The 14,310-nt window shown below is 59.1% G+C and carries 11 protein-coding genes; 8 read left to right on the top strand and 3 right to left on the bottom strand.

All coding sequences use genetic code 11. The features are described from left to right. Positions 1–377: 377 nt before the first annotated feature. A complete protein-coding gene (locus ONB52_19460; GenBank protein ID MDZ7418309.1) occupies positions 378–1,244 on the bottom strand; it encodes an alpha/beta fold hydrolase in 867 nt (288 codons plus the stop codon). Positions 1,245–1,765: 521 nt separating this feature from the next. Continuing rightward, positions 1,766–2,506, bottom strand: a complete 741-nt coding sequence (locus ONB52_19455) for a 4'-phosphopantetheinyl transferase superfamily protein (protein ID MDZ7418308.1) — start codon at positions 2,504–2,506, stop codon at positions 1,766–1,768. A gap of 1,054 nt (positions 2,507–3,560) precedes the next feature. Here ONB52_19455 and ONB52_19450 point away from each other — a divergent pair. From ONB52_19450 to ONB52_19425, 6 genes are all read left to right on the top strand, one after another. Then, positions 3,561–4,787 (top strand): radical SAM protein, encoded by a 1,227-nt coding sequence (locus tag ONB52_19450; GenBank protein ID MDZ7418307.1) that lies wholly within the window; start codon positions 3,561–3,563, stop codon positions 4,785–4,787. A gap of 266 nt (positions 4,788–5,053) precedes the next feature. Then, positions 5,054–5,863 carry a class I SAM-dependent methyltransferase gene (locus tag ONB52_19445; protein ID MDZ7418306.1) on the top strand — a complete coding sequence of 270 codons (810 nt, stop codon included), beginning with the start codon at positions 5,054–5,056 and terminating at the stop codon, positions 5,861–5,863. Then, complete coding sequence (locus tag ONB52_19440) at positions 5,797–7,992, top strand: hypothetical protein (GenBank protein MDZ7418305.1); 2,196 nt, start codon at positions 5,797–5,799, stop codon at positions 7,990–7,992. The genes ONB52_19445 and ONB52_19440 overlap by 67 nt, the downstream gene beginning before the upstream one ends. After that, positions 7,952–10,288, top strand: coding sequence for a hypothetical protein (locus tag ONB52_19435; protein ID MDZ7418304.1), 2,337 nt, complete (start codon positions 7,952–7,954; stop codon positions 10,286–10,288). Before ONB52_19440 ends, ONB52_19435 begins: the two co-directional genes overlap by 41 nt. A 305-nt stretch (positions 10,289–10,593) precedes the next feature. Continuing rightward, positions 10,594–10,821 carry a hypothetical protein gene (locus ONB52_19430; protein ID MDZ7418303.1) on the top strand — a complete coding sequence of 76 codons (228 nt, stop codon included), beginning with the start codon at positions 10,594–10,596 and terminating at the stop codon, positions 10,819–10,821. 45 nt (positions 10,822–10,866) lie between these two features. After that, entirely contained in the window at positions 10,867–11,250 is a 384-nt protein-coding gene (locus ONB52_19425; protein ID MDZ7418302.1) for a hypothetical protein, read from the top strand. Between the two features lie 219 nt (positions 11,251–11,469). On the opposite strand, the gene ONB52_19420 is transcribed toward ONB52_19425, so the two are convergent. After that, positions 11,470–12,642 (bottom strand): P1 family peptidase, encoded by a 1,173-nt coding sequence (locus ONB52_19420; protein MDZ7418301.1) that lies wholly within the window; start codon positions 12,640–12,642, stop codon positions 11,470–11,472. 124 nt (positions 12,643–12,766) lie between these two features. Here ONB52_19420 and ONB52_19415 point away from each other — a divergent pair, with 124 nt between their 5' ends. Beyond that, entirely contained in the window at positions 12,767–13,204 is a 438-nt protein-coding gene (locus ONB52_19415) for a PH domain-containing protein (GenBank protein MDZ7418300.1), read from the top strand. Between the two features lie 70 nt (positions 13,205–13,274). Further along, a complete protein-coding gene (locus ONB52_19410; protein MDZ7418299.1) occupies positions 13,275–14,288 on the top strand; it encodes an NAD-dependent epimerase/dehydratase family protein in 1,014 nt (337 codons plus the stop codon). Positions 14,289–14,310 lie beyond the last annotated feature (22 nt).

Genomic DNA, 14,310 nt, shown 5'->3' with positions numbered 1-14,310 from the left:
CAGCGGCTTCGGCCTGCTCAATCAATGCCACAACATTCAGTCGGTCTCCGGCGCAGAAATACATTGCCACCCTGCCCGGCGGCGCATGGCATGAAAGCAAAAGGCAACGCCCTGAAAAACGATCGAGCGCAACCTCTCGCCGCGCCGGCGGGACGGGATTATTCATTCCCTGCCCGGGCGCCATGAAATTACCTTCCCCTCAGGCGGTGTTTGCCGGATTTCATTCCTTCCCGCGATGCCCCCGGCGGGCTGTTGCCTGCGCGCCGCGGGATCACTTCAGCCCTTCTGGAAAAGACGGTGTGAACGCAACGTTGCAGCAAACCAAGCCGGGCTGCCGGCGGGACGCCACCGCGGGGTGCGGGCATCGCTGCCGGAGATTATCTCCCATTCAACCAGGGCTGGAGCTCCTGCACGATCGCGGCGAGCAGGGCACTGCGGATGACATCATCCTGCCAGTAGAAATGGCCGCCGTCAAACAGCCGCAGCGTGCAGGAAGAGCGCGTGTGTTCGCGCCAGCCGGCGAGATGCTCCTGCGTCACGCGTTGATCGGCGCGGCCGCCGAACACCGAAATCGGACACGCCAGCGGCTCCGCCGGCTCATAGACATAGCTTTCGAACACGGCGAAATCCGCGCGCATCACCGGCAGCAGGAGTTGCAGCAACTCGGGACTGTCGTGCACCGCCCGGGGAATGCCGTTGTAACGATTACCCACCTCCGCGACAAATGCGGATGCCGGCAGATGATGAATGGGCGGATCGTTTTCCGGCAGGTGCGGCGCGCGTCGTGAGGAAACAAACAAGTGCAGCGGCTCACAACCGTGCCGGCGCAAAAGCCGCACGACTTCGAACGCCAGCAGGCCGCCGAGGCTGTGGCCAAAGAACGCAAAAGGTTTGTCGAGAAACGGACGCAGCCCCGCCGCCGCAGCTTGCACCAAGGGTGTCAGTTGCTGAAACGGGCTTTCCCGCAAACGCGCGCCCCGTCCCGGCAATTCCACCGCACAAATCTCCACGCCTGCCGGCAAATGTTTGAGCCAGGGGCGGTAGACCGCCGCGCTGCCGCCGGCATAGGGGAAACAAAACAACCGCAGCCGCGCCTGCGGCCGGGCACCAAAAGTATTGATCCAGGAATTTGCAATCGTCGTCATCAATCCAGTGAGATGGTTCACCACACACGCAATCACACCGGCGCGACCATGCCGCCGGCGGGATTCCTTCTCTGCGGCATGCGTTTCGTTGTTCTCCAATCGGAACCTTCCCGCGCCGGCGCTCCCGGGCAGCAATCCATCCGGCTTGTGCCTCTGTGCGAATGAAGCAGGCAGGGTGAAAGTCGATCAACATGCCCGGGGAAACTCACAAAGCCCACGGCGATCCGTTGCCCAGCCCCAACCGTTGCACGATGATTCTTCTATAAAAACAACTTGCCCCAACTGCGGGAATTGTGTGCGCGTTTAAATCCAACCCGCGGGGCGGGGGGCTTGCGTTTTGCCGACTCGATTGCCACGAAAATGCCGTCGCGCTGGTGGCGCAGTCTGCAGGCAGACAGGAGGTCTGCGCTGCGGTATCCGCGTGCTTGGTTGGCAAGCGCACACGACAACTTCGCAGTGTGATCCCGAATAACATCCAGGGGAAGTCCTGGCGAAAGATTCGCCATCACGCTGAAATCTTGACGGCTTCTTGTAGAATGCGGGGATCCTGGCGAGTAAAGTGCCGGTTTGATCGCAATGGGTGAGCGGGAGGACACGGCCACCAATCAGGGGAACAACTCTCACCAGGGGCCTCGCCAGGAAGGGTTGTGCGGGATGCCCGCTGGGTGCCATTGCCAACAGGAGAGTTGCACCTCACCGCCCTCGAGGGCGAGTGCCGCCACGTAACCTTCGTCAACGGCCAGATGGTACAATGACCAGCGCCCTGCTTCGGCGGGGTCCGGACGGGTGGCGAGCAGGGCGGCGGGTTGATCCGGCGCCAGCGAAACATCAAACTGCGCGAGCGGATGCGACAGACCTTCTCCGACGGCCTTGATATAGGCTTCCTTGCGCGTCCAGCAGGTGAAGAAGGCAAGTGGCCTTTGTGCTGCGGGCAAGCAAAACAGCGCCGCGGCCTCGTTGGCGGAGAAAAAGCGCCGGGCGATTTGTTCGAAATCTTGCACCGGCCGCAGGAATTCGATATCGACACCGATGCGGCGGTTCCGCGTGAGGGCGAGCAGTGCCAGGCCGTTGGAATGGGAGAGGTTGAATTGCAGATCACTATGATGCCGGCGTGCCAGCGCGGGCTTGCCGAACTCGCTGTATTCGAAGTGAATGTCACCGGCGGCGGTGTGCAGATAGCGGCTGAGAATGTCGCGCAGCGCCGCCCGCGCCACCAGGAAACGGTGGCAGTCTTTTAAGAAGACGAAACGACCGGCGCGTTCCTGCTCATCCGCGGCAAGCGACTGCTGCAGACCGTCGCGCACGGTTTCCGGCTGATCGAGCGGGATGCGCCAGACATGGAGAGCTTCGGGGCGCAACACCCGCGGCTCAGGCTGAGACCAGCCTGTCGGCAGAGCAGGGGAGCTGACGCTTTCTTGGTTTCGACTCATCGCCGGATTATTACCGGCAAGTCACAATGAGTGGGGAAGGCAATCGCGGCAGGCGTGTAAAAGAACGGCAAAGAAGACCGGCTCAATTGCCGTCGCTTGCCTGCGACACGAGAGCAGCACGCAGGTTGTCGCAATGAACCGCGAAAACTTTATCCGTTCAGAACAAAACAGGCTTGCGTTTGTCATCCGAAGAAACTATAGAATGCGCGTCATCTTGAAAAAGGATTCATCGCAGAAATCACAGAAACCAGACTGAAAAACTTTACAGTTTCTTTGCATCCTTGCTGGTTGGTGTAAATCTCTTTCTCCCGAATTTTGCTCGTCTGGCTCATAAAATTTTACAGAAAAATCATCGTGCTTGGTTTGCGCAAAGACACTTTTAAGGTGTAATTTTAGGCGCATTCAAGTTTCGAATTACTTTGACTACAAGCTGAGTGCTGTATTGGCCGCATGCCAAACAAGCTCTGCACCGCACCAACAGGCGTGACAAAAAATTCGCCAGCGCACGACAACTTCAACTCATCCGCAGGACCACATTGCTGTCTTTCTCCCTTGCCATTCTGCAGTCGCGGCGAGGGACTCAGAAGCAAGTAAATCGTGGTTTTTTGTTTTCATCTCGATTGCGTCACAATGGGCGGCCAACCGCAGGGTGAAAACGATATGACCTCAACTGACACAATCACGGAGATCGCAGAGCCGCCATCTTTACCTGGTGTCTCTGTTTCTCGCAATCAACAAGGTTTTGCCAAGGAGGGCTTCTTAGCAAAGGAATGCCCTCCAGCCGTTAGGAAAGGGCGCTAAAATGTCAGGTGCAGCAGGATCAAAGTATGGTGTCATCTATGATGGCATCCCATTGAAAAAAGGCAAGGACGCCGGCAGCGAGAGCAGGGATGAACTACAGTCGGAACTCAAAGATCTTCGGCCGTTGATCAAGAGCCGCGCGCAACACAAAGCGACCGGCCAGCCGGTGGCTTGGTGAGAACACATGGCAATCTCGACTTTTGCAGTCTGGGATGCGATGCTGGCGCCGGATTCCGCACTGGTGTCGGCGCAGGGCGTTGGGGCACTCCATCGCTTGCTGGTGGAAAACGCACAGTTGACGTGGTTCGACATCGACCTGCACAAAGCGTGCAATCTCACCTGCAATCATTGCTTCTACCACGACAATTATCCCAGGAGCAGCCGGCCGCCGTTGTCTGTCGAATTGCTCGAAGAAGCCATCCGCCAGGCGATGCGCATGCAGGTCCGCGTGTTGACCTTTAGCGGCATGGAACCAACGCTGTCGAAAAACTTCGACTTCGCGGTTGCCACGGCCCATGCCCGCCGCGCCAGTTTCGCTCCCCAAGCCAAAATTGGTTTCATTACCAACGGTCTCACGCTGCCGCATCATCTCGACCGGCTCGTGCAAACGCCGGTTGACTTCATCGACATTTCGATCGACGGCTGGGATGCCCACAACTTCATCCGCTCCGGCACGCGCGATCGTGTCGTCGCCAATTTCAGGCTCGCCAAAGAGCGACTGCCTGCTACCCGGGTCGGCAGCTCGACGGTGCTGCGTAATGACAACATTTTCGACGTGCTCGTGATGATCGAGCATCTCTCCGCGTTCTCGAACTATTTTTACTTCGAGCCGGTCATTGCGGCAGTCGACAAGAATGTCCCTTCGCTGCTGCCGGGCAGTCTCCTGGCCTTCGTCACGCAACTGCGCCGGCTGGCCGAAAAATTCACCGACCGCCAGAAGCGCTTTTCGATCCTGCTCAACGGCGACCAGACCCTGCCTCTCTTCTATGCCGGCATTCTGGAGCCGGAGCAAATCGAAGAGGATGAGTTGCATTCGCTCTACATTCGCCAGTGCTTCGGCAAGACTGAAATCGACTTCATTCTGCGCATCGTGCCGGAATACTACTGGCGCAGCGCGCGCTTGAGCTACGACGGCTACTGGCTCGGCACTTGCGATCTGTTGCAGGCGCCCGATTATCGCGAACTGGCGGGCGGCAGCTTTGTCGAGACCCCCGATCTGCCGCAGCTCATGCAACGCTCGCTCGGCCGCGATTCGCTTTTCCATCAAATGCTCGGGGAACTGCACCAGCATCCCTGCAGCCACACGCCCCGTGAGCAGCAATACTGCCTGGGCTGCTTCAGCAGGCGCTGGGTCGATATGGTGCACCGCCGCTATGGCTGCAAATGGGCAAGAGTGCCGGTTGCCGCCTGAGTTGGCTGTGACCATTACGGCAGACTATTTGTTCCATCCAACATGACAACCATCTCTTCTCCGCAGCCTGCGGGGAAGGCGGGCCTCCCGGGCAACTTCACAGGACCTCTACTGGATTACGCCAGAGATCAAGCATTTTTTACGAGTTTTACCAGACGACCGCGTACCATTGGCCGGCCCTCTGCTCTGCCGCTCTTCCCGCCCCGCCGGCCGGTTGGCAATTCTCCCTGATCATGCCCGATTCTTCCTGCACTGAGGCGCAACACTTGCGCGAGTTCTACGACGCCTTTGCGCCGTTCTACAACGATTTCTATGATCTGATCGACTACCCGGCATGGGCCAGCCTGATTCAGGAGGTACTCGACGAACTGTTGCCGCCGCCGCGTCGCGTGTTGGAGGCAGGCTGCGGCACCGGTGCCATGCTGGCGGAAATCGCCCTCGCGCCGCACCAAACCTGTGTGGGCGTGGACCAGAGCCGGCCAATGCTTGACATTTGCGCAAAAAAATGCTTTGTTAATGCGCGGCCTGCCCTGGTGCAGGGCAATCTTCTGGGCCTCGGTTTTCGTGACGAAAGCTTCGATGCGGTGCTCGGTGTTTTCAGCCTGCTCAATCTCTATGGTGCCGCCGGTCGCCGCGCGCTGCTTGCTGAAGTCCGGCGCGTGCTCAGACCCAACGGCATTTTTCTGACGGATTTTGCCACTATCGGGCGTTATTTTCAGTTGCGCGAGGCCGCCAGCCGCGGCCGGGAAACCTCGCATTGGGAATCAGCGTTCGAAATTCAGCAATCCTTCCCGGCTCAGGCAGTATTGTCTGAAACCGGGGAATGCGTGATTGACCGAATCCTGCGCACCGGCAGCCAGACGGTTCAGCATCGCATGTATTTCTTCGAGACCACCGCACTGCTGGCTGAACTGGCCGCAGCCGGTCTGGAAGCAATAAGAACCGGTCCCCTCGTGCCCGACAGCTCCGCAGCCACAGCCAATCGTCTCATGCTGATTGGACGGAAGCCATGCAACGCTTCTATGCGGACATCATCGACGAATGCATCGAGAAGTTCCGCCTCGACGAGGGCTTGAGCTTCAATTTTTCCCTGCTCGATTTCCGTGACGAAGTTTTCCACAACTACGGCCTCAAACCGCCACTGCCGGAATACGAATTGCGTCAAATTCTGCGCCATGCACAAAAGTATGTCAATGAACAGGGCCGGCACAATCCCGCCTTTGCCCGGCTGAAAAACTTCCTGTGGGATGATTTGCACAACAGCGCTGAGGGGGAAATCAAAGCTTTGTTCGAAGTCATCCTGGAAAACAAACCGGTTTCATCCGTCCCACATGTCGCTTCCAAGCATTTCTCCCGTCTGGTCAGTTATTTACCTACCAAACACTATTGGGATATTTCCGGGCGGCTTTACCGTCGTGTCTGCGAAGAGGCGAGCAGTTTTTCGAAAATCTATCTGAATCATTATCGCTACGATGAGCAGCATCGCCGGCCCGAGGAAGTGTTGTGCCGCGAGATCGACATTCCCAGCAATGCCATTGATTTTTACCGCCTGCGGGACCGGTTCGCAGCCCTGAATCAAAAGCCCTTCAAGCGCAATGACGAGTACTTCGAGTTACAGCCCGGAGACCGCAATCTCTACGAACTCTATGGCCAGCTTTATGACCTGCTGAACTGGGGCACTTCCAATCCCGCGCCCGTCATCAGTTACCTCGACGCCCGCGCTCAAGTTTTAGAATTCTACAACTGCGTCTTTCCCATCGTATTCCACGGTGTCTACTACGGCATCGCCTACTTCGCTTTGCCTGCCGATTATTTCCACCGCACGCGCCAGGTCGCCGAAAAGCTCAGCCGGGTATTGACCAAGGGCTGGACCTACGTCAACCACTATTTCCCAGCGATGATCTTCGATGCCTACAACAGCCGGCTCATCAGCCGCTTCACCCGTGATCATGTCGAATCGGTGGTGGACGTCATCCGTTTGATCAACAGCAAGCTGCCCCTGCATTTTTGCTATGACAGCAAGACCGGAGCCTTCTACACTTTTAAAATTCCAGCAGGTGAAATTGCCAGACAGCTCGAGGTGCAGCAACTGGCACCCGGGCTGGATCCGCTCTCGCCGGCATTTCGCCAGCAGGTGGTGCGGATCGACCCGCAGCTCCATGGCGAAACCATCCACACCATTCCGCAAAGCATCCTCAACCACTCCCTGGTCTTCGGTTTCGACTGGTCGAAATTGCCCGGTCGTGAAAAATGTCTGCCGGTTTTGGAGAGCCATCTCGGCCAGGCAGTGATCGTGTTGGAGACGCTCGAAGAGCAGGCGCGACACAAGCGCGAGGAAGAACAGGCCCGCATGCTCGACATGCTGGCGCATGATGCCAAAGTGACACGCGAAGTGCTGATTGAGGACATGCGGGAGGGGTTGGAGTCGGAGGTGGCGGTGCAGCAATTGATCGAGCAGAACAACAAGGAAAAAATCATCCGCGAGATGCTGTTGCGCCACAGCGGGAGAGCCGCCGGGGAGATGCCGGAACGGCAGCGGAAATCATTGCTGCTGCCGCAGTTTTTCAGTGAAATCTTCTTCAACAACTGGCGCGCCTGGCTGAAGAGCCGGCGTTTCACCGCGAGCTACCGCCGCAATCACCATCCCTCCCTGTGCCTGAACGCCGGCTCATCCCGGCTGGAGGTGATGGACTGGTGGCAGGCTCATGTGCAAGCGCATCCCGGCCGGCCGGAAGCCGCCTGTCTGGCCATCTTGCGTGAGAGCTTTTCCGCTCTCTCGCCGGCCGCCGAAATCACGGTGCAGGCGCCGCCGCTGCTCATGCTCGAAGATGGCCAGCTGCGTCTGGAGGCGATTCTCAACAATTTGCTGAGCAATTTCTTCAACCATGTCGCTGTTTCGCCGCTCACCGGACGCCAGGAGTGTGTCATCCGACTGACGGCGGCGCCGCGGAACGCGGGCGTGTATTTCGTCTTCGACTTCAGCAACAGCAGCGAAATCCGCGAACGCTTTCCCGACGAGGTGAAGGCCTTGCTGCGTTATGGTGCCGAGAACCGGGGCCTGCAAATCCTGCGTTACCTCATCTACTCGAACACGGCGGAGGCACCGGATTTCCGAATCGTTCAGCAGGACTATCTGTGGCACATTTATCTGGGGAGGTTATGCCGTGCGTGCTGCGAAAAGCAACTGGTCTTTTCTGGTCGTTGAAGACAATGCCAGCCTGCGCGAGCTGATCAAAGGCAATTTCGCCGCCCTGCTGGGCGGACAGGTCCGGGTGGACTTTGCGGCGAGCATTTGCCATGCCATCGCCCGGACGAAATGGCAGATGCTACGCGGGGATCCCTATGATGTTTTCTGGATCGATCTTTACCTGGATTATTTTTCCTACGACGACACCCGCGGTGAAATCATCTCCGCCGGCTCGCTCTCGCAGATCATCGACACCAACGCCTTCCTGAAACATTACGGCCTGCGCGAGCTGCGGCTGCCGGCACTCATCGGCCTTCTGCAAATCCCCGTCACCCCTCCTCACAAAAGCGGCACCCACTACACCGATTGGGAAAAATTTCTTGTGCTTCAGAAATTCGCCCCTCATTGTTTGCCAAATGCCCGCGAGAGCTTCCTCGCGCTGCTCGAGCTGGCCGAATTTTATCTCTCCCGCCAGCAAAAAAAGGAAACGGTGCCAGTCGAAAATGTCTATGTGCATCATGCGCTCGACTTCATCTTCCAGCGCCTGCTGCAATGGATGAACAGTTCCAAAGAGCGGGAGGTTGCCATTCGCGAAGCCGAGCTGGACGACTGGCCGCCCCCCAACCAGTGGGATTTTTTACCGGATGCCAAAGCGAAGAGTGACCAGAGCTGGACCCTGTTGCGGGGGTGGATCGAGCATTTTTACCATGCCGTGGCGCTGGGGGCGACGGGATACGAGAAATACCAACAGAGCCATAAACGGCTGCATGCCTTGCAACAACATCGGCCCAGCGGGTATCCGCTTTTTCTGGTGAACACCGCCTATCCCAGCCGCCGGGAAAACCTGTTGCAAACGGCATCTGTGTGGGCGGAAGAAAACCTCCTCATCGCCCCCTCCGATTTCAAAGGCAGCCGGCGCGATCGCGAATTGGTGGAATATCTTGCAGATCTTCTCCAACTATGCCGCCGGCCCTATTTCTTTCTCCGCCGCCATCACCGCAGCGGCGGGATGTTTGTCATCGCTGATGAGATCGCGCCCGCCGCCGCGCTGCTGGCGCAGGGTCAGCACCAACCCGCGGTGAAAATCTCCGATCCTGAGCTCGGCATCGACTTCCAACTGCCGGCTTTTTTCCCGGACCTGGTCGCCGCCTGGGACCAGGTCGAGGGCGCAACGGAAGACTGGCAGAGGAATTTGCGTGAGACCGCGCTGCGTGAGGTTGAGGACAGTTTGCAACAACGCCGGCCCGGCATGATTCATCACTTTCACCTGTATATTCCCCACCATTTCTTCGAGGCCGATTCAAAACACGGGCAATTCCTCCTGCGACTACCGGTTGCCGGCAGCCCGCCGGAACACGTGCCCCTGAGCTTCGACGAGGGCCGCTGGCTGCTGCTGGAGCTGGTCTGCCGGCGCTGGTTCCCCAAGTGTTTCTTCATGCACAGCAGTTGGACCATCCTGCACCATCGTGCCAACCGGTCGGTTTACTTTTATTCCACTACCGAATTGCTCGAACGGGCCCTGAAGCGCGCGGCGCTCGATCAGCCCGACCTCTTTCCGCCGGCGGCGCAGAGCAGGCAACTGGCGTCCTCGCTGCAACCCACAAAAGCATTTTATCAGCCCCACAGCCCGTATGCCGACGCCTTCAATTGGCAGGAACTGGACGAACAAATTCAGCTCACCGCGCGGCCTGCAAGCGCACATCCTCCCGCCCTGGTACGGGCACGGCAGCGACTCACGCTGACGCAGTATCTGTTGCAGGAATTACACATCCGTGCGATCGCGAGCCAACTGCTCAAAACCAGGCCGATCACGGTTACCGCTCTTCCAGACCTGCTGATGAACAGCGCATTTCCACGACTCGAGGAAGAATTGGGCAAATACCAACGCCTGCTTGCGCCCGGCAACGAAAATTCCCGCCGAGTGGCCGGAGAGCTGCTCCCCAAACTCGACAATTTGCTCTCCGTGCTGCTCTGTTTCTACTCCATCCCGGATGCCGATCTGCAGCGCTTTTACCATTTCTGGGAAAGCAAACTGGTTCCCGATGCCAGCACCAGTCCGCGACCCACGGAAAAATTTTCCAACATCAGCCGCAAGCTGCAAAATGCGCAATTCACCCGCAGCGTTCCCCTGCCGGCAAAGGCGGCAGGCAAAAACAAGTATCTCTTCGTCACCGCCACCTTCGAAAGCGGGGAATCACGGCTGCTGCTCACCAATCCGCCGACCGGTCACCATTCCCACCAGCCACCATTTATTGACCTCACTGCCCTCAATTTTCCGGAGCTGCTGCATCACCTTCCGGCGCCGGTATTGTGACAACAGCAAATCCTTGTGACGATTCCCGCCTCACGCCGCCCGGCCAGGCAAGAACTTCAACCCTCCCTCGTACGGTTTAAAGAAGTGAAAAGCCGGTCGCGTGCGACGACAGTTTTTCCCTGATCGGGCCTTGCTGCCACGACCGGCTGCTCATCGGTGCAGCGGTCACAAGCCTTCACTGCACTGCGGGATTTTGCTCATGACCGTTGTCGCAACAACCATCCCGCACGATCCCTTGCTTTCTCCAGACCGCCTCGTTCATTCACACTATTGTTGTGCACAAATTACCGCCAAGGAGGTGCAAAATGCGGGCATCAGACCTGGTGTTGCTGCTCTCACTTCTCGATGGAAGTGAGTCGCCCTCCCTTGACGCCATTGGCAGACGCAGTCCACTCAAGGGGATGTGGCGACTGGTCAAATTCTTTGTGTTCCTCTTCCTGCTGCTCTGGTTTCTCTTCAGCCAGGACTTCTTCACGGTGGAAGTCAAACCGGTTGAGAAGACCAGAAGCAGTGCCGTGCAAACCGCGCACTGAGCCGCGCCGGCTCACCGCACAAACCAATCGCCCAAGGAGAACAACATGTTTCTCGACTTGTTCCCCTCGCACCACAAGCATGAAGTGGTGCCGCTGTTGACCCTTCATGCCGGACTGTATGACGGATCCGAAATCACGGCGCTGGCGGAAAACCGGATGCTGACGTTCGCAACGGCCATGGGCCCCACCAGGATTGGGCTGCGACAGATCGCCTCCATGAAAAACATCTCACACGTCGTGGCGCTGCGGCGGTATCTCTGGGCCAACAAATTCGAGATCGAATTCCGCGACGGCTGCCGCTTGATCGGCACTCCCAGGCACCCGCGCGCGCTGCCACTTTACGACAACGGAGCACCTCATGCGCGCGGCAGGCTGCAACTATGGGAAATCGACTGGCTGCGCATTGAGACCGACGGCGCGCTCGCCTGAGTGATCCCGGAACGCGCCCGTGGCCGGACGACTCCGCACCAGCCGGGCCGGGCTCGGGCAGGATTGGTGAGCTTGCCTCCCGGGTCTCTCACGGCTCGACTCCGCAGGCTCCCGCCGTGGTTCGACGGCGCGGTGCGGTTTTCCAACAAACCCGACTTCGCGACCACCTCATGGATGGCTGCGAATCTCCCATGCCAGGCCGGTGTGGGAGTTCGCGGTTCACTTCTCTCCGCCTTGCGCAAGGCCGGGCAGGCGCTGCTGCAGGTGCAAAACTTGATAGCGCTGCAACAGTGCGAGTGTTTCCGCTATTGGCAGTGCCTCCAGCTTGTGTCCGCCTCTGCCCGCGACGGTTGTCGCCTTGAACAAGGAATTATAGACGGCCTCTTCCGTGGCCTCCACGACCGCGAGAAAAAGCGGCGTCATGGCCTCATTCGCCAGCTCGTTCGCGGGCTGCAGGCGGTCCGGCGGCAGTTGCTGCGCAATGCGATACGCGGTCGAGAACGCGATCACGTAATCGCCGCTGCCGTTGGCCATGAAGCTGCCGGCGCGGGCCAGGCCGAACAACGCCCGCCTGGCGAGACGTTCGAGATTGCGCGGGGAGAGCGGCGCATCCGTGGCAACCACCATCATGCACGAGCCGCCCTCCTGCGCTTTTTGCACCTGCTCGCTCAGATAAAATTTGCCCAACTCCCGTCCCACCGGCGCCCCATTGATGGTGAGAATACCGCCAAAATTCGTTTGCACCAGCACGCCGACGGTGTAGCAGCCCAACCCCGGCGGCAGCCGCCGCGAAGAAGTGCCGATCCCACCCTTGAAGCCCAGACAATGCGTGCCGGTGCCCGCGCCCACACTGCCTTCTTCCACGGCACCGCTTGTGGCAGCCTGCAGCGCCTGCCACACATGTTCCTCCTGCACGTGCATCCCGCGGATGTCATTCAACCAGCCGTCGTTGGTTTCTCCCACCACCGCATTCACCGAAGTCACCATTTCATTGCCGGGCTGCTGCAAAGTGTATTTCACCAGTGCTTGCACCGCCACCGGTACGCTCAGCGTGTTGGTCAGCGCGATCGGCGTTTCGAGCGTGCCCAACTCCACCACCTGCGTGGAACCCGCCAGTTTGCCGAACGCATTGCCGCAGTGAACCGCGGCCGGTACTTTTTCCTGAAAAATGTTGCCGGCGTGCGGCAGAATCACGGTCACCCCGGTGCGCACCGAATCCCCGCGCCACACGGTGCAATGGCCGACTTTAACGCCACGGACATCGGTGATCGCATTCCACGGACCGGGGGGCAGAATGCCGACTTCCACGCCGGCTTCACGGGCGCGCGGCCGGCCCGTGCCGGCTTCCGCCACGGTCGCCCATCCGCCCAGTGCCATGAGCAGCACGATCATCACCAAACCACCTTCGCCCATTTGTGTCATGCTTCATCTCCTTGCTTGTTTGGAATTCCAACTTGCAGGTTGCCCGGCTTTTTCGCATCTTGTCAGCAACAACAAGTGAGAAGGTGACGGCAAAATGATTTATCGCACTCGTCCGGCCTGGCGGCGGCAATGGGGTCTGATGTTTCTGGCGCTCTTTTTCGTGGCCGGCATGCTTGCGGTGCTGTACGAGTCATATGTGACGCCTGACAGCCGCAATCCGGCCGCTTCGCTCTCCCTGTTTGCCGTACCGCTGTTGCTGCTCTGTTTGATCATGGTGTTCCGTCACTACGCCTGGCGCTTCACGGTCGAAGACGGCACCATTGAAAGCCGGCATGGCTACATCGCGCGCGAGATCAAGTCGGTGCGCGTGGAGGACGTGCGCAACATCAACGTGACGCAAACTTTCATCCAGCGGCTGCTCGGCATCGGCAACATCGAATTCAGCAGCTCGGGAACCTCCGGCATCGAAGTGATTTTCGAGAATGTCGCCGATCCCGTCAGTGTCAAAAACAAAATCATGAAAATGATGTGAGGCCACACCCGGCACGGGCGGACATTCCGCGCCGCCGGATGGCAGGGCGACGGTTGAGCGGAAAAACGCGATGAGATACTTTCTCACCGGCGCGACCGGTTTCATCGGCGGCCGTCTGGCAAGGGCGCTGCGTGCGGCCGGCCACGAGGTGGTGGCGCTGGTGCGCAATCCCGGGCGGGCGGCTTCTCTCGCAGAGGCGGGCGTCACACTCGCATCTGGTGACCTCACCGACAAGGCGGGCATGCGGCCGGCCATGGCCGGCGCCGACCGTGTCTTTCATCTGGCGGCGTGGTACAAGATCGGCGCCAAAGATAGCACAATGGCGGAAAGAATCAATGTCGCGGGCACACGCCATGTGCTGGAACTGGTGCGCGAGCTGGGCATCCCCAAGGCCGTGTACACCAGCACACTCGCTGTCTTTTCGGACACGCACGGCCGCATGGTGGATGAACATTATCGCCACGACGGACCGCATCTGAGTGAATATGATCGCACCAAATGGCTCGCCCACCATCAAGTCGCAGTGCCCATGGCCGCCGCCGGGCTGCCCCTGGTGATCGTGCAGCCCGGCTTGGTTTACGGCCCCGGTGATACCAGCGCCGTGGCGCAGACCTTCAAACAGTACTTGCAGCGCCGACTGCCACTGCTGCCCGAGCGCACCGCTTTCTGTTGGGCGCATGTCGATGACGTGGTGCGCGGCCATCTCCTGGCGATGGAAAAAGGCCGGCCCGGTGAAAGCTACATCCTGGCCGGGCCGCCACACACCCTGATCGAGGCCTTTGCCATCGCCGAACGCATCACCGGCATCAAAGCGCCGCGGCTGCGCGCCAAGCCGGGGTTGCTGCGCTTCCTGGCGGCACTCAGCGCTTTCTTCGGCACCTTCCTGACAATCCCGGAAACCTACGCAGCGGAAACCCTGCGTGTCTCGGCGGGTGTGACTTATCTCGGAGACAATGCCAAAGCGAAGCGTGAGTTGGGATACATGGTGCGGCCGCTGGAGCAGGGATTGCGCGAAACCCTGCTGCAAATGATGACGGATTTGGGCCTGCCGACAACCATCACCATCACCCCGCGGACTTCTTAAGGACGGCGCGCCGGCATTTTTC

It is taken from the genome of candidate division KSB1 bacterium (assembly GCA_034506255.1).
Classification (GTDB): domain Bacteria; phylum Zhuqueibacterota; class Zhuqueibacteria; order Zhuqueibacterales; family Zhuqueibacteraceae; genus Coneutiohabitans; species Coneutiohabitans thermophilus.
The sequence above is the reverse complement of the archived record's forward strand: the minus strand, read 5'-3'. Positions and strand labels throughout refer to the sequence as shown.

Coding starts and splice junctions, on each gene's coding strand:
- ONB52_19450 (MDZ7418307.1), top strand. CDS start 3,561: ATGGCAATCTCGACTTTTGCAGTCTGGGATGCGATGCTGGCGCCGGAT.
- ONB52_19440 (MDZ7418305.1), top strand. CDS start 5,797: ATGCAACGCTTCTATGCGGACATCATCGACGAATGCATCGAGAAGTTC.
- ONB52_19430 (MDZ7418303.1), top strand. CDS start 10,594: ATGCGGGCATCAGACCTGGTGTTGCTGCTCTCACTTCTCGATGGAAGT.
- ONB52_19425 (MDZ7418302.1), top strand. CDS start 10,867: ATGTTTCTCGACTTGTTCCCCTCGCACCACAAGCATGAAGTGGTGCCG.
- ONB52_19420 (MDZ7418301.1), bottom strand. CDS start 12,642: ATGATCGTGCTGCTCATGGCACTGGGCGGATGGGCGACCGTGGCGGAA.
- ONB52_19415 (MDZ7418300.1), top strand. CDS start 12,767: ATGATTTATCGCACTCGTCCGGCCTGGCGGCGGCAATGGGGTCTGATG.
- ONB52_19410 (MDZ7418299.1), top strand. CDS start 13,275: ATGAGATACTTTCTCACCGGCGCGACCGGTTTCATCGGCGGCCGTCTG.